Source organism: Oceanobacillus sp. FSL K6-0251, assembly GCF_038004725.1.
GTDB classification, from domain to species: Bacteria; Bacillota; Bacilli; order Bacillales; family Amphibacillaceae; genus Oceanobacillus; species Oceanobacillus oncorhynchi.
Genome location: NZ_JBBORS010000001.1, coordinates 3844024 through 3863731 on the forward strand (window position 1 = coordinate 3844024; position 19708 = coordinate 3863731).

At 39.1% G+C, this 19708-nt stretch carries 17 protein-coding genes; 4 read left to right on the forward strand and 13 right to left on the reverse strand.

All coding sequences use genetic code 11. The features are described 5' to 3' along the window. Positions 1-93 precede the first annotated feature (93 nt). Positions 94-1509: an alanine/glycine:cation symporter family protein gene (locus MKY45_RS19080; RefSeq protein ID WP_193065491.1), complete on the forward strand. Its 1416-nt coding sequence runs from the start codon at positions 94-96 to the stop codon at positions 1507-1509. A 1223-nt stretch (positions 1510-2732) separates the two neighbouring features. Here MKY45_RS19080 and purU read toward each other — a convergent pair. Next, entirely contained in the window at positions 2733-3632 is a 900-nt protein-coding gene (purU, locus tag MKY45_RS19085; RefSeq protein WP_419880333.1) for a formyltetrahydrofolate deformylase, read from the reverse strand. A 117-nt stretch (positions 3633-3749) separates the two neighbouring features. Next, positions 3750-5657: a zinc ribbon domain-containing protein gene (locus MKY45_RS19090; protein ID WP_193064840.1), complete on the reverse strand. Its 1908-nt coding sequence runs from the start codon at positions 5655-5657 to the stop codon at positions 3750-3752. 285 nt (positions 5658-5942) lie between these two features. Between MKY45_RS19090 and MKY45_RS19095 the strand changes: the two genes are divergently transcribed. Next, the gene (locus MKY45_RS19095; protein WP_193064841.1) at positions 5943-6413 is read left to right on the forward strand and encodes an Hsp20/alpha crystallin family protein; all 471 of its coding nucleotides are present in this window, start codon (positions 5943-5945) and stop codon (positions 6411-6413) included. A 170-nt stretch (positions 6414-6583) separates the two neighbouring features. Here the strand turns inward: MKY45_RS19095 and MKY45_RS19100 are convergent, their stop codons facing one another. From MKY45_RS19100 to MKY45_RS19150, 11 genes are all read right to left on the reverse strand, one after another. After that, positions 6584-7546 carry a Gfo/Idh/MocA family protein gene (locus MKY45_RS19100; protein WP_042529929.1) on the reverse strand — a complete coding sequence of 321 codons (963 nt, stop codon included), beginning with the start codon at positions 7544-7546 and terminating at the stop codon, positions 6584-6586. Between the two features lie 196 nt (positions 7547-7742). Further along, entirely contained in the window at positions 7743-8357 is a 615-nt protein-coding gene (gene hxlA / locus MKY45_RS19105) for a 3-hexulose-6-phosphate synthase (protein WP_193064842.1), read from the reverse strand. A 12-nt stretch (positions 8358-8369) separates the two neighbouring features. After that, positions 8370-9320, reverse strand: coding sequence for a sugar kinase (locus MKY45_RS19110; protein ID WP_193064843.1), 951 nt, complete (start codon positions 9318-9320; stop codon positions 8370-8372). Between the two features lie 23 nt (positions 9321-9343). After that, complete coding sequence (gene rpiA / locus MKY45_RS19115) at positions 9344-10018, reverse strand: ribose 5-phosphate isomerase A (RefSeq protein ID WP_193064844.1); 675 nt, start codon at positions 10016-10018, stop codon at positions 9344-9346. 31 nt (positions 10019-10049) lie between these two features. Then, complete coding sequence (locus tag MKY45_RS19120; protein WP_193064845.1) at positions 10050-11336, reverse strand: TRAP transporter large permease; 1287 nt, start codon at positions 11334-11336, stop codon at positions 10050-10052. After that, the gene (locus MKY45_RS19125; RefSeq protein ID WP_193064846.1) at positions 11336-11821 is read right to left on the reverse strand and encodes a TRAP transporter small permease; all 486 of its coding nucleotides are present in this window, start codon (positions 11819-11821) and stop codon (positions 11336-11338) included. The genes MKY45_RS19120 and MKY45_RS19125 overlap by 1 nt, the downstream gene beginning before the upstream one ends. Positions 11822-11833: 12 nt before the next feature. Continuing rightward, on the reverse strand, positions 11834-12865 hold the full coding sequence (locus MKY45_RS19130; RefSeq protein WP_193064847.1) for a TRAP transporter substrate-binding protein: 1032 nt from the start codon (positions 12863-12865) through the stop codon (positions 11834-11836). Between the two features lie 128 nt (positions 12866-12993). After that, a complete protein-coding gene (locus MKY45_RS19135) occupies positions 12994-13620 on the reverse strand; it encodes a bifunctional 4-hydroxy-2-oxoglutarate aldolase/2-dehydro-3-deoxy-phosphogluconate aldolase (protein WP_341173240.1) in 627 nt (208 codons plus the stop codon). Between the two features lie 11 nt (positions 13621-13631). Then, positions 13632-14189, reverse strand: a complete 558-nt coding sequence (gene hxlB / locus MKY45_RS19140) for a 6-phospho-3-hexuloisomerase (protein WP_193064849.1) — start codon at positions 14187-14189, stop codon at positions 13632-13634. Between the two features lie 14 nt (positions 14190-14203). Then, on the reverse strand, positions 14204-15217 hold the full coding sequence (locus tag MKY45_RS19145) for a LacI family DNA-binding transcriptional regulator (RefSeq protein WP_341173241.1): 1014 nt from the start codon (positions 15215-15217) through the stop codon (positions 14204-14206). Between the two features lie 154 nt (positions 15218-15371). Next, positions 15372-15650 carry a spore coat protein gene (locus MKY45_RS19150; protein WP_256705040.1) on the reverse strand — a complete coding sequence of 93 codons (279 nt, stop codon included), beginning with the start codon at positions 15648-15650 and terminating at the stop codon, positions 15372-15374. Positions 15651-15824: 174 nt separating this feature from the next. On the opposite strand from MKY45_RS19150, the gene ppx reads away from it, so the two are divergent. Together ppx and MKY45_RS19160 are read left to right on the forward strand one after the other, a co-directional pair. Further along, positions 15825-17351 carry an exopolyphosphatase gene (gene ppx / locus MKY45_RS19155; protein ID WP_042529924.1) on the forward strand — a complete coding sequence of 509 codons (1527 nt, stop codon included), beginning with the start codon at positions 15825-15827 and terminating at the stop codon, positions 17349-17351. Positions 17352-17581: 230 nt separating this feature from the next. After that, positions 17582-19657: an RNA degradosome polyphosphate kinase gene (locus MKY45_RS19160; RefSeq protein WP_193064851.1), complete on the forward strand. Its 2076-nt coding sequence runs from the start codon at positions 17582-17584 to the stop codon at positions 19655-19657. Positions 19658-19708 lie beyond the last annotated feature (51 nt).

The following is a 19708-nucleotide window of genomic DNA, read 5'->3' on the forward strand; positions in this document are numbered from 1 at the left end:
GCTTCGTTTTTATTTTATTCATCGCTTCTTGGATTTACTGGCATTTTAAAGCAGCAAAGGAATATATTTATTTTAATAAAAAGGAGGATTTTTATGGGTATTTTGGAATCGATTATCGGCCATATCAATGATTTTCTTTGGTCGTATATTTTAATTATTGTCTTAATAGGTTTAGGTCTTTATTTTACAATTCGGACCGGATTCGTCCAGTTTCGCCTGCTTCCGGAAATGTTCCGTGCTGTAGCAGATAAACAATCCTATGATGCATCTGGCAAGAAAGGGACCAGCTCCTTCCAGGCATTTGCAATCAGTGCCGCTTCCCGCGTCGGTACAGGAAATATGGCCGGCGTTGCATCAGCAGTTGCGCTTGGCGGACCGGGCGCATTATTCTGGATGTGGCTGATTGCGCTACTTGGCGCCGCCTCCGGATTTGTTGAAAGTACTCTAGCACAGCTCTATAAAGAGAAAGATAGCAATCAGTATCGCGGCGGTCCCGCTTATTATATTGAAAAGGGAATGAAAAAACGCTGGCTTGGTATTGTATTTGCCATCATGATTACTTTTACTTACGGATTGGTCTTTAACTCCGTTCAATCCAATACCATCAGCATTGCGTTCAGTTCACAGTTTGATATAAACCCTGTCTGGATTGCGGCTGTTTTGACTATTTTTGTAGCCATCGTTATCTTTGGCGGTTTGAAAAGTATTGCGAATGTTTCTCAAATTATTGTTCCTTTTATGGCAATTATTTATATCGGCTTAGCGCTTGTTGTCTTAGCTATGAATATTACCGTTATTCCAGATATGTTTGTACTTATTTTTGAAAATGCATTTGGAATCCGCGAGGTTGCTGGCGGCGGCTTTGGCGCAGCCATTATGCTGGGAATCAAACGCGGACTATTTTCTAACGAAGCAGGAATGGGTGCTGCCCCCAATGCAGCAGCAACTGCAGAAGTAAGCCACCCGGTCAAGCAGGGGCTCGTTCAGGCCTTAGGTGTTTTCTTTGATACCATCTTAGTTTGTTCGGCTACCGGATTGATTATTTTATCCGCCGGCGGCTTTGCAGGCAGTGAAGAAGACGGGATTGCGCTGACACAGACAGCCTTCACCCAAATGCTGGGAGATTGGGCAGGCGTGTTTATCGCCATCGCTATTTTTCTATTTGCCTTCAGCTCGATTCTTGGAAATTATTATTATGGCGAGAACAACCTGGCTTATATTAAAGACTCTAAGACCATCCTGTTTATTTACCGCATAGCAGCGCTTGTAATGGTTGTATTCGGTACATTGGCTTCCTTCGGCTTAGTCTGGTCTTTAGCTGATGTCACCATGGCCTTGCTTGCACTGATTAACCTTTATGCTATTTCTGTCTTATTTAAGAAAGCCAATATTTTATTAAAGGATTATATGAGGCAGCGGAAAGAAGGAAAAGACCCTGTCTTCTATAAAGATACTCTGGACGATCAGACCGGCATCGAGTGCTGGGAACGGGAAACCGAGAAACAATAATCATTTCCAAAGAAAAAGAAACCATAGCTGCTTTTGCCGGCTATGGTTTTTCTATGGATATAAGCAGAAATCAACATAACTTCAGAAGCGATTTTGCTTAAGCAAAGTTACCTCGTGTTTATAGCTTTCGTCTCCCGGGAAAATGGATAATATATAAATTGAAGTAAGAAATTACACTTTATTTTTCTTATAAAAATGACGAAATAATGATTGAAAACAGTAACTAGCGGAAGAAAAACACGGAGGCTCCTGTGGGAAAGCGCGGAGGGAAGACCCCGCAGAAAAAAAAGCGAACTTCTTTTTTTCGAGGAGGCTGAGCTCAAGCCCACGGAAAGCGTAGTGTTTTTCTGTAGCGGTAGCTATTAATTTCAATTTATATAGCTATTATTTTTTTGTGATTAGGGCATATGTTGGATACAAGAAATCCCGGATTAATGAAGATTCAATCTATGGAATGCTTCATTTGATTGGACGTTTCCATATTTAGAAACCATCCGTAATACGAGGGGGGGTATTGTGAATAATAAAAACAGAAGATTTTTAATTATTTCTTTATGCATCAATACGATCCTGACAATCACAGCATTAGCGGGATTGGTTTACCTTCTTTTCATACGTAATCAAGCTGCTGATACAAGCTCGTCTTCTCTCTTGTTTATCTCATTTTTCATCATCCTGTTAGGTTTTGGTATCAGATTAATATTTAATATCATTTCGCTTTCTAAAATAAAAAATCAGAAAAATCATTGACTAATAAACTCAACTTTCACACATTAAAAAGTAACTTCATTTCCATGCTGCCTGGATTGGTTGTTCAGGCGAAAGCTGCTATTTCGTCCAACTCATCAAAATGTTATTCCTTTCATTCGCTGCAGAATCCTATCAGAGCGCAGGCCGACCACGTAGACTCCTATGGGAACAGGGCGAGCTGAAGATCCACTTGAAAAGCGGTTTTCTTTTCAAGTTAGCTGAAGCCGTCCCCATGGCAGACTAAGACCGCAACGTCCTGGGGTTGCGATTACTCACCCCATCGAAAAGAGTTGTTGCAACGTCTGCACTAGTACGTCCTGGGACTGCGATTACTCGTCCCATCGAAAACATTTGTACGTCGGAAAGCGGAGTGGTTGGCCGGAGCGGAGCTATGCACCATCACCTATTCCAAAAAGGGAGTATAATAAAAAAGGGAGCGCCGCAAAAACAATCTGCAGCATTCCCTTTTCGCTTTATTCAAATACAATGGTTTTATTTCCGTGCACAATAATTCGATCTTCTAAATGCCATTTAACAGCCTGCGCCAATACCCTGCGCTCAATGGATTGTCCAATCTTTTTTAAGTCCTCCACATTATGCTCATGGCTGACTGGCTCTGTTCCTTGTTCAATAATTGGTCCTTCATCTAAATCGTTGGTTACATAATGCGAAGTTGCACCAATCATTTTTACCCCTCGTTCAAAGGCACGTTCATACGGTTTTGCTCCGATAAATGCCGGCAGGAAAGAGTGATGGATATTAATGATTCTATCTTTAAATACTTCCACAAATGTCGGGGAAAGAATTTGCATGTAGCGTGCCAATACAATCAAATCAATATCGTAATCCTCTAAGATTTCCTTTTGCTTCGCTTCTATCTCCGGTTTGGTTTCTTTTGTAACAGGCAGATGATAAAAATCAATCCCTAATGCTTCTACCATTTTACGGGAATTTTCATGATTGCTGATAACCACTGGAATATTTGCCATTAAATCGCCGCTTTGCCATTCCCATAACAGCTCTAGTAAACAATGCGACTCTTTTGAAACAAAAATCGCGATATTTTTCAACTCATGAACGAGACTTAGCCGCCAGTCCATTTGAAAACGATCGGCAATCTCCTGAAATTCCTGCTTCAGTTTTTCCACGTCTGTCCCGGTCTGGTATTCAAAATCAAGGCGCATAAAGAATTCGCCGCCTTTTGGATCTTGGGTATATTGATTAGATGTGACAATATTTGCCTGCTGGTTCCATAAAAATGTAGAGATTGCAGACACAATTCCCGGCTGATCTGGACATTTAATCATTAATCTTGCTCTATTTTCATAACGGTCTTTATAAAAATCTGTCCGTTTATCTGTATACATATTCACTGTCTAATTTCCTCGCTTTATTTATATTCGTAAACTATAGACTATCGGAAAAGTGGGCGTCTGGTCAAGTGTTTTATCAGAAAGATACAGCCAAAGGTTCCCCTCTGGCTGTAACGGTTATTCTAAATTCGTCAGCTGATATCCGTCAGCTGTTAACTCCACCGTATACGTCCACTGATAATCTTCTGTTTCTGTCTCATCGCTTGCATACATCAATTCAATTGTTTCACTTGTTGTTACTTCCCATGTTTCTGAATCAATCTCTTCCACATCTTCTACAGACATTGATACGATTTCTTGTGTTAATCCACTATCATATAAGCGTTCCACTAAGTCTTGCTGCATCGTATCTAATTCACTGCCAGTAGCAATATAATCTTCTACTATGCTATAGTCACCAGTATTAATAGCCCAGATTAAATTATCAACATAATTTTCAACTACTGCTTCTATTTCTGTAAGTTCCTCATCCTCCGAATTGCCATTCTCATCACTATTTTCGTCGGCTTCATCTTCGTCCTCTAAAACAACACCTTCATATTCCTCGCCAGATGCTTCAAAAAACTCATAATTGACATCTCTCGGGTAAAAAGCTTCTGTGAAATCTTGAATATCCCATTTACCGCCATCTGTACCGTATTGAATAGTAAAAATGGTCTCTATATTTATTTCTTCATACTCTGAATCTGGATCATAGGTTCCTGTCATATTCAGCTGAACAGGAAGTTCGAATTCCGGGTTGTCTGATGAATCACCCTCTACATATTCCGAATCCTCAAAGGCAATCCCGATTTCATCCAATCTGCCGCTGAATCCATTATCATTAAAATACGTAAAAAGTTCATCCTCTAACGTTTCACTTAATTCATCTGAAATATTTTCAATCACGGATGCATCCAGCTGGGCTGTTGCTTCTACATAATTTTCACTAAAGTTTGTGATGACTTCTTTGATTTCTTCTTCTGCCCCATCAGTGAATAACTCGGTAATATACACATCGTGTTCCCTATCTGTAATCGCAATTGGTTCAATTTCAATATCTCCCCAATCTGTTTTGACAACACCAGTCAATTCCATGGAACCGTCAAGTAAAAGCGGTCCGGCTGTCACATAACCACTATCTGTATTCGTTTCAAGGGGTTCTTCATTAATCATCCATTCCATCGAGTTATATGGTAAATCACTCTCGAACATTTCATAAAAAGTGACTTCCCCCACCTCTAGTTCCGACTCATAGCTGTTATACGTATCCATTAACCGTATGTTCTGACTTTTTGCAGCTTCTCCGTAATCTGTTTCAAAACTGCTTGCCGCTTCATAAATACCGGGAGCTAATGGACCATATTCAATATAATCCGAAGACGCATCAGCCTCTTCAAACCCGCCGCCATTAAATGTTGTTGTCACCCCTTCTACATTAGAATAGACAGTAACATACTGCGGCTCGGCTGCTACATCATATTGCGTGAAAAACAAGAATGCTTTTTCATTGGATTCTTCCATATCAAAAACAGGAAGTTCTTCAAATAGCACTTCGGAATCCCCGTCACTGATAAAAGCGAATTCCTCCTCTTCCCTCATCGCAGCCACAGCATTGGCCTCCTCAGCAGAAAGCTCCTTGCCGTCCACTGTCATCACCTTTTGAATCGTTTCAGTATCTCCCTCAGCCATCGCACTTGCAAAACGATTTGCCGTGTTTTCCTCGGAATAATACATATTTCCCCAAATACCTAAACCAATGACACATAATGCAATAACGCCAAGTATTCCTGTCAATATCTTTTTCTTTTTTGTCATTGGCTTCTTTTCTTTATTCACCTGCCGCGTCTGCTGCTCGCTTCGTGTCTGATTTTCTTCCTTGCCAGCTTGCTCTACCGGTGCTTTTTTCTCTGCAGCTTCTTTTTCCGTTTCTGGCGCTATGGCTTTATGCTTCGGCACCTCGCTGCTTACCTTTGTTCCGCAATGCTTACAAAATTGCGCTCCGTCCCCAATTGGCTTTCCACATTCTTTACAAAATTTAGTCAATCTTTTCTCTCCCTCTTTTTCGTAGCATGCACGCCCATTGCTTTTCCTTATATATAATGGAAAAACAAACGCTTCCTCTCGTTTTTTAACAATGCCTATGTACAGGAAACAGAAAATTACAACATTATTTTCTGCACTCTTTTCTTATATGTCATATGCGCACAGCTTCTGCACTGCCTGCATACAATATTCTTATCACGTCACAACCATAGGCTGATTCCATAATAGATACAGCTCCCGCCTCGTGTAAGAAATAACCAAAAGTTATCGTTAGGAGGTTTTTTGATGGATCCCGATAAGCATGATTCTCGTTCTGATAAGAAAAAAGTTTTCCCTGAAAATTGGAATATTGATTTTGCCCCCTTTCAAGAGTTCGTCGATCGAATGGATAATCTATTTTCCCGTTCTTTTAAATCATTCCAGGGCCAGATACTTAATGATTTTCCCGCAGAAATAATAGAGGAAAAAAATCACGTTTATGTAAAAGCAGAAGTTCCTGGATACCGCCGGCAGGATATTCAAATTGAAATCATAGGAAATCAAATAAAAATAATATTAAATAAGGACGAAAGCCTATCCGTACAGACAGAAAAAGAAAACGTAAATAAAAAATCCACCGAGCGGAAAGAACGCATTATTACACTCCCTTTTAATATACCAAAAAAAAGCATCACGGCAACCCTTGAGAATGGAATTTTAATCATAAAAATCCCAAATCAATCCATATCTCCCCATATAATAGATATTGAAGACTAATAAGCAGCTGATAAAGCTATACAACGGCCTGCAGGCAAATTCGCAGCAAGCCTGAATTCTGCGAATTAATTCTCCAATAAAAATCGCCGTATGACAGTTTTCATACAGCGATTTTTTTATTCTTTTATCATGAAAAAAAGCAAAAAACTCCCATTAAATGAAGTTCCGTTTTATAATCCGACCTGACTCCGTGCATCCTCTAACACTTCAGCGGCTGCAATCGTATGATCGATTAATTCCTCAAATACTTTCTCATCATGATTTTTGATAATTTTATTGATATGAATAAATTCATAGGAAAGTCTTGCCCGGTCCTGTTTTACAGAGATGTCCTTTGTTTTTCCATCAATCGTGATTTTGACATTTCTTGCACCATTTGCGCCAGGCTTGATATACATATAGCCTTCTTCTCCCTGAATCGAGACAAAATTTTCACCAGTGGTGTCCTTCGATCCAACACAGCTTGCTTGAAAACCTGGATAGGAAAGTAAAGCGATACCGGAAGTATCTATGCCATTTTCATACAAATTCGCTTTATAAGTAACCTCTTCCGGCTTGCCAAATAAACGCAATACAAAATGGAGATTATAGATATTGATATCCGCCAATGCACCGCCTGCAAATGCAGGATTAAACATATTGGTCACCTCTCCAGCTTTTAATTGATCATAGCGGCTGGAGTATTGGCTGTAATTACATTGAATCAGCCGGATAGGTCCTAATCGTTCAATATGCTTGGACAGCTCTAGAAAGTTAGGTAAAAACAAAGTAGGAATCGCTTCAAAAACAAACACTTGATTTTGTATCGCTGCCTCCTTCAGTTCCTTCGCTTCCTTGGCCGTCGGGGTGAACGGCTTTTCACAAATAACATGCTTTTTATTTTCTATCGCTTGAAGCGCCTGCTGTTTATGCAGTTGATTAGGGGAAGCAATATATACGGTATCCATCTCTTCATCAGCAAAAAATTCTTCCAAAGATGTATAAGTTTTCGGGATTTGAAACTCGTCGGCTAATCCATCCGCTGTTTCTTGTTTTCTGGAATATGCAGCAACACAGTTTACTTCTTCAACCGGTTCTATTGCCCGCAGCATCTCCTGAACAATCTTACCTGATCCAATTGTGCCTAATTTCATGCTAACCAACCTTTCCTGTGGTTTAATAACTTTTCACTTCAATATTTGTAATCCGAGCTATTTTTTACATTATACTAAAAATCATTCGAATTTAAAAAATAGCAGCCTTTTCCGTCTAAGAAAAATCGGCAGAATATTGCTTAATTAATAGAATAACACAAGTTTCTGCAACCTGTGTTATTCTCGGTAAAATATTTTACATAAAAGTTTTTAATTTACCTGCTGTTTTCTTTGGGTTTTCTTGCCCAGTTATCGTGCTGCCAATAATAATAATATCAGGATGGTTTGCCACAATGTCTGGCATTAAATCCTCGTTAATCCCGCCAGCAACAGCTACTGCTAAGCCTGTTTCTTCTGTTAATTTGAATAAATCTTTATGAAAAGCCCCATTACTTTGCTGATCTTTCCCCACATGAAGACTTACCAGTTCTGCCCCTAATGAAGCTAATTCTTCTACACGTTGTTTGGATTGAATTCCAAGTAAATCAATCATTATTTGTCCGCCTCGTTTATCAGCTTCCTTCAGTGCCTCTCTAATGGATGCATCAGCTGAAAAAGCCATCACTGTCGTTATATCTGCCCCTGCTTCCAGGGCTTGTTTCACTTCATGTTTTGCTGCATCACAGGTTTTCATATCTGCCAGAATTATTTTATATGGAAAAAGCTCACGCATTTCACGGATAATGGACATACCATATTCTTTAATAATCCCTGTACCAATTTCAATAATATCAACATATTCTTCAGTATCCTCTGCCAGTTGAATACATCTATCCTTTGATAATCTATCCAATGCTAATTGTAGTCTCACTGTCTGTCCTCCTTAACGTTCAATACGTTCTACTTCTCCCAGTTTCTCTTGAACATCTTCATAGTATGGAAGTCCCTCGTTATCTCCAGCAATACTAACAACTATGGAACCGATAGTATTAGCAAAGTGCAGACTGCGCTCTAAATTCCAGCCATTTAAAAAACCATAAAGAAATCCAGCATCAAATCCATCCCCCGCACCGACTGTATCCACAACTTTAGAAGCTTTCACAGGATCCGCTTTTATTGTCTTTCCTTGATGGTAACCAACTGAGCCAAGCTCACCGCGTTTAATTATAATAGTTGGAATATTAAATTCCTTTGTTTTCTCAATAATTGCTTCTGGTTCACTCTCCCCAATAATAATATCCATTTCGTCTTCCCCAGTAAGCAAAATATCCACATGTGGAAGAATAGTTAATAATACTTTTCTTGCCTCTTCTTTTGTCCACATCTTAAGACGGATATTGGGGTCAAAAGAAATTTTCACACCATGCTTTTTGGCAAGACGAATGGATTCCATCATGACTTCTAAATTGTTTCCGCCAATTGCTGGGAAAATACCTGTCAAATGCAGTATACGTGTATTTTTAATATATGACTCATTTAATCCTTCTGGTTTCATTGTTGATGTAGGTGACTTATCACGGTAAAAAAAGACTTTTACACTGCCGTCCTCCATAATTTCTTTAAAATTTAATGAAGTAGGATAATCGTCTACCAATTTCACTTCTTTTACATCAATTCCTTCGCCTCTTGCAAAGGTAAGGATGGTCTTACCAAACTCATCATTTCCCAATCGACTGATATATCCTGTATTTAGACCAAGCCTGGAACAGCCGACCACAACGTTAAGCTCCGCGCCTCCAATATGCTTTTTAAATCCATTTACAAATTTCATCGGGCCTGTCGCATCTGGATTAAAAACAATCATTGCCTCTCCCATCGTAATAATATCTTTCATTCTATTCCCTCCAAAATTCATTTCTATCGTTTAATTGATCGTAATTTTCCATTTTCTGAAATAATCACTTCATCCGCCATATTTGCAAATATTCCTGTTTCTACTACACCAAGCAGCGATTTTATTTCCTTATGCACTTTTTCTGGCTCATCAATCTTTTCGAATTGACAGTCAATAATATAATTGCCGTTATCTGAAACAAATTGCTTTTCATTCCGATAGCGCAAAGTTGTTTGGCATCCTAGTTTTTGGAGCCTTTTCTCAGTTAGTTCCCAGCCAAAGGGCACTACTTCTACAGGTAAAGGAAATGCTCCTAATCTTTTAACCAGTTTATCTGCTTCTGCAATAACAATAAAATAATCCGCAATATTATCTACCATCTTTTCGCGAAAAAGTGAACCTCCGCCTCCTTTAGACAGATGAAGTTGCTTATCTACCTCATCTGCTCCATCAATAGCAAGGTCTATATGACCATTCTCAGCAAAATTTGTCAATGGAATTCCAAGTTCAATTGCTAATTTCTCCGACTTTTTAGAAGAAGGAATACCTTTTACCTGAATTCCTTCTTCTTCTATTCGCTTAGCAAGTTTTTTTAACATATAATTTACCGTTGAACCAGACCCTATTCCAAGTATCATTCCATCTTTTACTCTTTCGGCTGCATTCTCTGCAGCATACTGTTTATCTGATGTTTCCATTTTCAAACTTCCTTCCTTTTAAAGTCTTCCTTTAAAATAAAGCAGGGTTGATTAATTTAGGAATATAGAATGTAATATCCGGGAATAAAGCAACAAATAAGAGAACGATTAAGATAATTGCAATATATGGAATTACCGCTACAAAAGATCGTTCTATCGACATATTTCCTATCTTTGCTGCAAGTAATAAACAGAGCCCATATGGAGGTGTAATTAAGCCAATCGCAAGTGTAATAATTACAATTAACCCTAGATGCACCGGATCTATTCCAAATTCTAAAGCAGTAGGCAATATAATAGGTACAAACAAAATCATCGCTGGAATCGCATCCATGAATGTTCCTATAAACAAGAAAAATGCAATAATAACAAGGATAAATAACCAGCTTGCACCAATATTATTATCGAAAAACTCCTGTGCTGCTGTTCCCAGCTGGTAATAGCTCATCAACTCTCCAAGCGCACTGGCAGCTGCAAGTGCAAATAAAGATAAAGAACTAAGCGCTAAAGTATCGAATAAAATCTTTGGAAAATCTTTTATTTTTAATGTTTTATAATAGAACATACATACGATTGCTGTATATATAGATGCTACTGCTGCAGCTTCTGTAGCAGTAAAAAAACCAGATATAATACCTCCAATAATGATAACAGGTGTCAACAAAGCTGGAAATGCATCAAAAAATAACTTAAGCAGTTTTTTCATTTCAACGCGTTTATCTCTAGGATAGTTCCGTTTAACAGCTATCACGTAAATTAAAATCATCATACCTAAGCCAATTAAAATTCCCGGTATAATTCCTCCCAGAAACAAAGCACCAACTGAAGCATTTGTCAGTCCTGCAAAAATAATCATAGGAATACTCGGAGGTATGACTACTCCTACCGTGGAAGATGCAGCAGTAACGCCTACAGAGGTCTCTTTATCATAACCTTTACGAAGCATGCTGGGAATAAGAATTTTACCCACACCTGCTGTATCTGCCTGAGATGCGCCAGATACGCCTGCAAACATCATCGATACAAGAATATTTGCATGTGCCAAACCACCGCGAATCGGTCCAACGATTGCTAATGCAAAGTCAATCAGCTTTTCAGAAATTTTCCCTGAATTCATTAAATTTGCTGCCAAAATAAATAATGGAACAGCTAATAATACGAACGAATCAAGACCATTCACCATCGACATAGCTACCGTTGCTTCTGGTGTATAAGGAATACTCAAAATACCAATGAGAGCAACAATTCCAATTACAAAAGCTATTGGTACACCGATAAGCATTAACAGTAAAAATAAACCAACAAGTAGAAATCCCATTATCCATGGACCTCCTTTGCATTTAGTTTCTGTACATGTTGTATCATATGTGACAGTGTATAAATCAGCATCGTACCTGCCATGATTGGTATGGCAATCCAAATATAACCCATTTTCATATCTGGCAAGGTTGACCATGTATAATTCCAAAACTCGTTAACCACTTGTAAACCTAATAAAAAGACACAAACATTAAAGATAATTAAAACACTATCGTTAAAAAGACTTAAATAAATTCTTTTTTTCCCTTGAAATTTTCGCTGCAGGTAATCAAAATTAAAATGCTCCCGGCGATTAACCATAACAGCAGCCCCCATAAATACTGCCCAAATAAAGGAATAATTTGCTGCTTCTTCCGTCCAAATAATTGATATACCTAAATGCCTAGTCAAGATTTGTAAAACAATGACAAAAAAGAAAACACATAGAAAAAGGACTCCAATAATAATCTGTACTTTTTCCAACGCTTGTATAAATTTCTTCATATGACTTCCCCCTTACTCTTCTGCCAGAGTGCGGATTTCCTCAAGCATTTTTTCTACTTCAATTTCTTCTGCAAATTCATCTAAAATAGGTTGAGCAGCAATAATAAAAGGCTTCCGATCTACTTCATTCACTTCAGCTCCATCTTCAATTGCCTGCTGTTTATAATCTTCATCCTGTTCTAATGTCACTTCACGTTCTGTTTCGACAGAAGCTTCTGCCGCATCTAAAATAATTTGCTGCTGATTTGCACTTAAATTATCAAACTTCTCTCCATTCATTAGAAGAAAACGTGTTGTATAATCATGCGCCGTCTCACTGATATACTTTCCATTTGGTGTGGTATGGTGAGATTGCTGTACAAAGAAAGGGTATGCGTTTTCAGAAGAATCTACCACATCCTGCTGTAAACCTTGATATAATTCTCCCCACGAGATCCCGGATGGAATAGCACCCACCTGCGTCCAGAAGTCAGATACTACGCCTGATGTCTGTGTTCGAAACGATAATCCTCTCATATCCTCCACTGTTTCAACTGGTCTTTTCCCATAGTAATGCCTTGTCCCTGCTGACCAATAACCTAAAAGCTTAAATGAGTTATCCGATTTTTCATTAATAATTTGTGCCATCTCTTCTCCAACTTCTCCGTCTACCGTACGAAGCCAATGGTCATAATCCGTAAATAAGTACGGAGCAGAGAATAAATCAACCTCTCGAATACCTGTCTGTGTCATAAATCCAGGTGAAACAACGACAACATCAGCAGCCCCCAGCTGAATTTTTTCCACTAGTTCAGATTCCTCTGTTCCAATTGTTCCAGCATGAACCTCCACTTCTATCTTGCCGTCTGACTCTTCTTCCACGACTTCTTTAAATTTCAAAAGTCCAGCTTGGTAAGGATTATCTGGTGATGTCTGGTTGTGTGCTGCAATAATTTTCAGCGTACCATCGTCCTCGACTTCGAGTTCGTCATTCCCACAGGCTGCTAAAAAAAGGCATAATGCAACAAACACTATAAAAATGAAAGCGCATTTATTAAATTTCATAATATATAACCTCCTTTATCTATTCAAAAATATGGTGCATAAATGTATTTAAATATTGCTTGCAGAAACGAGCACTGATCAAGATGAATCTCTACCTAATCTCCGATCTCGTTTCTGCAATTTATTATTTACTTTGCTAATTCTATAAATTCTTTCGCACGTGCTGTCAGTTCTTTATAATCTTCATCTGTTTTTAATTTAGAAGCATCCACTAAATTACTGCCAAGCCCTACTGCTGCACTGCCATTATCTAGATATTCTCTCAAATTTTCCTTGGTAATTCCCCCCGTTACCATCGCTGTTACATGAGGAAGCGGACCGCGGATATTTTTAATATACTTTGGACCTACTGCATCAGCAGGGAATACCTTTACCATGCGGGCGCCATGCTCATATGCTGTTGTTATTTCAGTAGGTGTTAATACACCTGGAATATGTTCTATTCCATAGCGCTGACAAAGCTGCAATGTTTCTAGATTCCATGTCGGCGCAACAACAAACGCAGCTCCTGCTAAAATAACAGAACGCGCTGTCTCTGGGTCCAGTACAGTACCAGCACCAACTTTAATCGATTCATCTACATTTGCGACTGCTTTTTTAATAATCGTATTCACATTTGTTGTTTCCGCAGTAATTTCTACATGATGAATTCCGCCTTCTGCCAAAGCTTCCAGAATTCCTACAATATTTTTTTCACTAGATTTGCGAATAACAGCTACCACTTTCTCTTTTTTGATTCCTTCAATAATAGTCATTTCAAAGTCTCCTATTCTAAATTAGTATGTTTTTGATTCAGACTTGCTTCACTGCGATTTTCTGGATATGCCTTCAATAAGTAAACAACCATACTATCTAAGACAAGATGCGCAGACTGGTCAAACTGACTTCCTAGCGGCTGAATGGTTTTTGGTTCTGCTTCTAACCGTTTTTTTGTAGCGGCTGGAATACAGACAATCAAATTGCTGTATTCGCCAATTGCTGATTGTGGATTTGTTGTAACCAATGCAACGGACGCTTCAATTTCTTTTGCTTTTTTCGCATAATGTAAAAGAGATGCTGTTCCGCCAGAACCGGATATTAATAATAATAAGTCGCCTGATTCCAGACTTGGTGTAATTGTTTCTCCTACTACAAATACCGGATAGCCGCTGTGCATCAAACGCATTGCAAACATTTTCCCCGCAAGACCAGACCTGCCTGTTCCCCCAATAAATATTCGATTTGCTTTTTGAATTTTCTCCGCCAGTTCTACCGTTTGATTTGCATCAACCTGTGACAATACTTCCTGCATCTCTCCAGCTACTGTTTCCAATATATCTTTCATATAGAGTATCCTCCTTAACAAGATTTTCTTCGTACTAGAATCGGCTTGAATCGCACCGTTTCCGAATGCTTATCAGTTTTTTCTTTTAAAATGACTTCAAATAAGTTTTCAGCTGCTTTTTTTCCCATATCAAAAGCAGGCTGAGAAATTGTTGTAAGTGGCGGATTATAGAAGTCCGCGAAAGATACATCATCCACATTAATGATTGCTATATCATCTGGTATCCTCATATTTCTCTTATTTAAAAATGAGAGTATCTCATGCAGCACACGATCATTAATGGCAAAAATAGCATCTGGATGTTTGTCCTTTTGAAACAATGCATCTAGCTTTTCATATATCGTACTGATCTTCCCGGTAATTAAAGAAATTTTTGGACTGTCTTTGCCTTTCTGCTGAATAAATTTTTGAAAAGCATTTACACGCTCCACTCTTGGTGTTACCTGTTCAAGTAAAGGCGGACTTATCATTGCGATATGCTTATAACCACCCTCCAATAAAGTATCGGCAGCTAGTCTTGACGCTTCCTCATTGTCCAAAAGTATCGTATCTACCTTCAATTCTTTTACAATTCGGTCCATAAACACTAATGGATACTCCTCGTCCAAAAGCTGTTGATATAGCTCTACATTACCGCCAGTAGGAAAAGCAATAATTCCATCCACCTGTTTAGCCTTTAGCATTTCAATATATTTTTTTTCTTTCTCAGGTTGATCATCTGCATTGCATACAATCACATGGAATCCTTTGTCATGACAAAAATCCTCAATTGCTCGTATTACCTGTGTTGAAAATACATGAAGAATATTTGCTACAATAACACCTATGGTCGTTGAGGATTTCTGCTTTAGGCTGCGAGCCACCATATTTGGGTAATAACCTAAATCCTTCACAGACTGTTCAATTTTGATACGTGTCTCTTTGCTCATATAATCGAAACGACCATTCAAATATTGAGAAATTGTACTTTTGGACACTCCTGCATGCTTAGCAACATCTGCCATTGTTATTGTTTTCATCTGCTTCACCTGTTTAACTCATAATTAATAAATCGGTTTAGTAAATCGATTTAGGTGTAGTATAAATCAATAGAAAGCGTTTTACAAGTCTTTTTTTTAATTGCTACCATGCTAAAAGGCAAGCAACAAAATACTTTGCTTACCTTTCTTAAAAATAATATTACTAATAAGGATAATACCCATACGGCGGATATGGATAGTATGGAGGATAAGGATAATATGGCGGCGGTCCTCCTATGTCATCTAGCAGTAACCCTGTCGCCAATCCTCCTAAAAATGGCACGCCAAATCCAAATACAGGATTTCCATAAAATGGTCTTGGATGGTGATATGGCCTTCTGACTTCTTGATAATTGAATTGGTTATTTAATCCGGCAGGGTTATAAAAGTTATATGGATACATTCCCTGCTGATTTTCTGCAGGTACATTGAATTCATTCATTCCATTGCCCTCCTTCCATTGCTTCCTACCAAGATATGCATCTACCCAGGGAAGTGATAATTGAAGGCTTTTTCTTATTTTTGTTCCTGCCGCAGCGCAGCAATGCCAGCTTATTTCTCTGCAAATGTGTTAAACTAAAAGAAAAATCAGACAAAACAACAGGAGGCGAAAGAAATGAAGAAGCAACATTATGCAATCATCGATATTGGCTCCAATACCATGCGTTTAGTCATTTATGAAAAAACAAAGGGGAACCGGCTGAAAGAAATAGAAAACGTGAAAGCCTCCTCCAGGCTGCGTACCTTTTTAGAAGAGGATAATACCTTAAACCAGGCCGGGATTGACCGTTTAATTGATACATTGAAAAGCTTTCAGGAAGTGCTGGATACCTATACCTTACAGGACACCATCTGTGCGGCTACAGCAGCTGTCCGGCAAGCGGAGAATAAAAAAGAAATTGAAACCCAAATCGTCGAACGTACAGGATTAAATATCCGCATTGTAAGTGAACAGGAAGAAGCCTACTATGGCTATTTAGCAGTTATCCATTCTACCTCTCTCACAGAAGGAGTTACCGTAGATATCGGCGGCGGAAGTACAGAGGTTACTTATTTTGAGGGCCGGGAACTCAAGGAGTCACACAGTTTTCCTTTTGGTGCGCTTACCTTAAAGGATTTCTTCCACAAGTCCATTCCGACAACCGAAGAGCTCTCCAAGCTGCGCCACTATCTAAAGGATCAATTCGCAACACTTCCATGGCTTGCAGATAAAGAGGTCAAATTGGTTGCCATCGGCGGAAGTGCGCGTAACCTGGCTCAGGTCCATCAAAATCTGGAGTCTTATCCGCTAGCAGGTCTGCATGAGTATCAAATGTTCCAAAAGGATATTATGGAAGTAAGCAATCATTTAACTTCTCTGAAACCGGCTAAATTAGCAAAAGTAGAAGGACTTTCTAAAGACAGGGCGGACATTATTATTCCTGCGATTGAAGTTTTTCACTGCCTCTATCAGACTGTTCAGGCAGAGAGCTTGATCCTAAGCCGGAAAGGACTTCGGGATGGCGTATTGTATGAACATTTAGCAAAGCAATTCGATTCCTCCCTCTTTCCAAATGTATTAGAGGAAAGCATCCAGGAGCTCGTTAATGATTATGATCTGGATCGTAAACATATCAGCCATGTCCAAAACCTGACCGAGCAAATATTTGATTTTTGCAAAGAAAATGGACTGATCCATCTGGACAAGCAGGACCGGCAGCTGTTGAAAATGGCGAGCTTTTTATTTAATCTCGGAGAATATATTGATTCCGAGTCAAGCCCGCAGCATACCTTCTACCTTCTGGCTAACCGTACCATTGATGGATTAGAGCACCGGGAACGTCTGAAGCTTGCACTGGTTGCTTCGTTTAAAAATAAGACCGTCTTCAAGCAATTTATTCAGCCCTATAAATCATGGTTCCTAAAGGAAGAGCGCCAGAAATTATTAGATTTGGGATCTTTATTAAAATTCACTTATTGCTTAGATGCGACCAAAAGGCAGATTGTCGAAAAAATAGAGTTTACATCAAAGAAAAAGACCCTCATTATTCGTATATATACGAAAGGCAATGCCATGCCGGAAGAATACCAGGCAGAAAAACAGAAAAAGCATCTGGAAAAAGCAATTGGAAAAGAAGTAGATCTGGAATTTATTGATTTGTAAAGACAAAAATAAGCGTGCAGGAGAAAGCTGTTACGACCCCTCCTGCCAAACAAATTATTCACACAAACTTTACACCTCTTTAACATACTTTATGCGGAAAAGGATTATGATATATATAGGACGCTATAACGAGTGTTCAAAAAGGATTCAAACCAGAAGCAAAAAAGCCCGATTCGCAGCTTATCATTTGGGAACTTTTTGAATATCTTCTTAAAAAGGGATGGTGTGATATGGACAAACAAATAAAAAACGTCAATTCATCAGCCTCCTACAATAACAGGGAGCTGAGCTGGCTCTCATTTAATAAACGTGTATTAGAAGAAGCAGACGATGTAAGCAACCCGTTGCTCGAACGGCTGCGGTTCTTATCCATCTTTTCATCCAACTTAGATGAATTCTTTATGGTCCGGGTAGCCGGATTAAAGGATCAGGTAAAAGCAGGATTTAACCGGCCGGATGACAAATCAAACCTGACTCCAAAGCAGCAGCTCTCTTCTATCGCATCCTTAAATCATGACTTGGTAGAGCAGCAGTATCACCTGTTTAAACAGGTACAGGAGGAATTAGAAACACAGCAGATTCGTCTTTTTCAAATGTCGGAATTATCTGCAGAAGCATTATATATACTGGAGCAATATTTCGATGAACAAATTTATCCGATTCTTACACCGATGGCCATCGATGCCTATCGCGCTTTTCCAATGCTGTTAAATAAATCGTTAAATCTTGCTATTCAGCTGGAAGACGAGTATGAACAAGAACAGCATCAGAAAAAAACAGCGATTGTCCAAGTACCTGCATTGTTAGACCGGTTTATCCAGATTGATGATGCGCATCACTATGTGTTGTTAGAAGATGTCATTCGGTTTTTTATCCATAAACTTTTTAAGGGATATCGGGTAATCTCAACAAGCACTTTTCGTATTACCCGCAATGCAGATATGAATATCCATGAGGACAGCGCGCATGATTTATTAAAGGAAATTGAAAAAGAGCTGAAGAAGCGCAAATTTGGAGAGGCTGTCCGTTTAGAGATGAATGCCATGGAGCAGGACCCTTCTATTACTTCTTTCCTGCTGCATGAGCTGGAAATTCATGAAAAGGATTTGTACATTGTAGATGGACCGCTCGATTTAACGTGTTTAAATGACTTTTATGATCAAGTAAAGCATGACTTTGAGTATCTTATTTATGAAACATTTATCCCGCAGCCGGCACAGGATATCCATGAGGATGAAACGGTATTGGAAGCTGTCAGAAAAAGAGACCTCTTTCTTCATCATCCATATGAATCCTTTGAACCGATTGTTGATTTAATGCGTGAAGCTGCGGATGATCCGGAAGTGCTGGCAATTAAGCAGACACTCTATCGTGTCAGCGGGGATTCACCGATTATCGCCAGTTTAAAGCGTGCAGCGGAAAATGGAAAACAAGTAACCGTTCTGGTGGAATTAAAAGCACGATTCGATGAGGCGAATAATGTAGAGTGGGCAAAACAGCTGGAAATCGCCGGCTGTCATGTTATTTACGGAATGATTTCATTGAAAACCCACAGTAAAATCACGCTGATTGTCCGAAAGCATGAAAATCGGATTGAACGGGTCGTCCACCTTGGTACGGGAAATTATAATGATCAGACAGCTAAATTTTACACAGACATGTCTTTTTTAACGACCAAGCGCAAATATGGCATCGATGCCACCAATTTCTTCAATTATTTGAGCGGTTATACAGAAAAGCCTGATTTTCATCATTTATCCATGGCACCATTTGATATTCGCAATGACCTAATTCAGCTTATCGATCAGGAAATCACGTTTCACAAGGAATATAACAATGGACGGATTATTGCCAAAATGAATTCGCTGACAGATAAACCTTTAATCAAAAAGCTTTACGAAGCTTCTCAAGCCGGCGTGCAAGTGGATTTGATTGTCCGCGGTATCTGCTGTCTGCGCCCGGGCATTCCAGGTGTTAGCGAGAACATTCGCGTGCTGAGCATTGTCGGGCGATTTTTGGAACATAGCCGCATCTATCTTTTCCATCATAATGGCGACATCAATATTTTTCTGTCCTCCGCAGATTTAATGACGCGAAATATGATTAAACGGGTAGAGCTGATGTTTCCAATCTTTGACCCCCGGATAAAAAATCGTATTCATGATATCCTCGACATCATGCTCCGTGACTCTAAAAAAGCACGACAGCAGGCAAATGACGGCACTTATTCGCATGTTCCGCCGGATGATGAAGCTTTGAATAGCCAATTAAAATTATTTGAACAGGCGATGGATGTATTTGCTTAAAAGTAGAAAACAAAGGCTGGGAGCTGACAGCCTTTGTTTTTTTATCTAAAA

Bases quoted from the DNA above. Each gene is read 5' to 3' on its own strand.
- MKY45_RS19150 (WP_256705040.1), bottom strand. From the start codon at position 15,650: ATGAATGAATTCAATGTACCTGCAGAAAATCAGCAGGGAATGTATCCA.
- MKY45_RS19160 (WP_193064851.1), top strand. From the start codon at position 17,582: ATGGACAAACAAATAAAAAACGTCAATTCATCAGCCTCCTACAATAAC.
- MKY45_RS19135 (WP_341173240.1), bottom strand. From the start codon at position 13,620: ATGACTATTATTGAAGGAATCAAAAAAGAGAAAGTGGTAGCTGTTATT.
- hxlB (WP_193064849.1), bottom strand. From the start codon at position 14,189: ATGAAAGATATATTGGAAACAGTAGCTGGAGAGATGCAGGAAGTATTG.
- ppx (WP_042529924.1), top strand. From the start codon at position 15,825: ATGAAGAAGCAACATTATGCAATCATCGATATTGGCTCCAATACCATG.
- MKY45_RS19100 (WP_042529929.1), bottom strand. From the start codon at position 7,546: ATGAAATTAGGCACAATTGGATCAGGTAAGATTGTTCAGGAGATGCTG.
- MKY45_RS19080 (WP_193065491.1), top strand. From the start codon at position 94: ATGGGTATTTTGGAATCGATTATCGGCCATATCAATGATTTTCTTTGG.
- MKY45_RS19095 (WP_193064841.1), top strand. From the start codon at position 5,943: ATGGATCCCGATAAGCATGATTCTCGTTCTGATAAGAAAAAAGTTTTC.
- MKY45_RS19130 (WP_193064847.1), bottom strand. From the start codon at position 12,865: ATGAAATTTAATAAATGCGCTTTCATTTTTATAGTGTTTGTTGCATTA.
- MKY45_RS19110 (WP_193064843.1), bottom strand. From the start codon at position 9,320: ATGAAAGATATTATTACGATGGGAGAGGCAATGATTGTTTTTAATCCA.
- MKY45_RS19125 (WP_193064846.1), bottom strand. From the start codon at position 11,821: ATGAAGAAATTTATACAAGCGTTGGAAAAAGTACAGATTATTATTGGA.
- MKY45_RS19120 (WP_193064845.1), bottom strand. From the start codon at position 11,336: ATGGGATTTCTACTTGTTGGTTTATTTTTACTGTTAATGCTTATCGGT.
- rpiA (WP_193064844.1), bottom strand. From the start codon at position 10,018: ATGGAAACATCAGATAAACAGTATGCTGCAGAGAATGCAGCCGAAAGA.